Below are 858 nucleotides of genomic sequence, written 5' to 3' on the forward strand. Positions count from 1 at the left end.
TACCACGCTTGTCTTGTAAACAGGCATTCGCTCCAGAGTCGAGCAGTAACCGTACCGTGTCTTTATTACCCTGATATGCCGCCACCATTAGCGCGGTGTAACTTTCGTTGTTGCGCTGATCAATCGGGAAACCTTGCGATACAAAGGTTTCAACCACTTCATTATTACCAATGCGCGCAGCATCAAAAAAGAGCTCTACTAAGGATTGATATTGAGTTTCGAGTTTGTCTTGAGAGGCAAACAAGCTTAAAGATAAACCCAAAGAAAATAGTACAGAGCTGAGCAAGAATACGTTTTTCATTCACCCGTCCTCATTAAAAATGACAGAAAATGGCCTACGAGAGCCCTGATTTTCGGGCAGAAAAGAGCAGATACTTCTCCCGCAGGCCAAAACTTTACGCCTTACATCATCGCTTTGTTTTTCACTTGCGAGAGATTGGTATCGGTCGCTTCAGCAAGACGCGAACCGTATTCTTTGTCTGCACGATAGAAATAGCTCACCATCGTCGCTTTGATGTCTTTATCCATTACCTTATTCAGGTCGCCCGCTAGGTTAGCAATCAGATCGCTTCTGTCTTGTTCATTCATGCTGCGGTACAACACGCCAGCTTGGTAGAAATCTCGTGGTTTGCTGATCGCTTTTTGCTGAACCGTACCTACGAGCTTGGTTTCTACCGCTTTAAACTGATTGTCTTCAGCCAAGTTAAGCTTGCGGCTTGGTTCATAATTTACGTCCCCATTGCTCAGCTGCGCGTTATTGCTCAAACCATTTTGATTATGATTACGAACAGACGTTAACGGACGGTTCACTGGCAGCTGGAACAAGTTCGCGCCTAAGCGGTAAAGCTGAGTGTCAGC

Annotated in this window: 2 protein-coding genes; both read right to left on the bottom strand. The window is 45.5% G+C overall.

Going from position 1 to position 858, the window contains the following annotated elements; all coding sequences use genetic code 11:
- The coding region (locus R7Q48_RS25845) for an ankyrin repeat domain-containing protein (RefSeq protein ID WP_318133029.1) at nucleotides 1–301 on the bottom strand (301 nt) is incomplete at its 3' end.
- Nucleotides 302–402: 101 nt separating this feature from the next.
- Nucleotides 403–858 (bottom strand): catalase-related domain-containing protein (locus R7Q48_RS25850; RefSeq protein ID WP_318133031.1); only part of this gene is annotated, 456 nt, incomplete at its 5' end.

This window comes from Vibrio sp. 378, assembly GCF_033339435.1.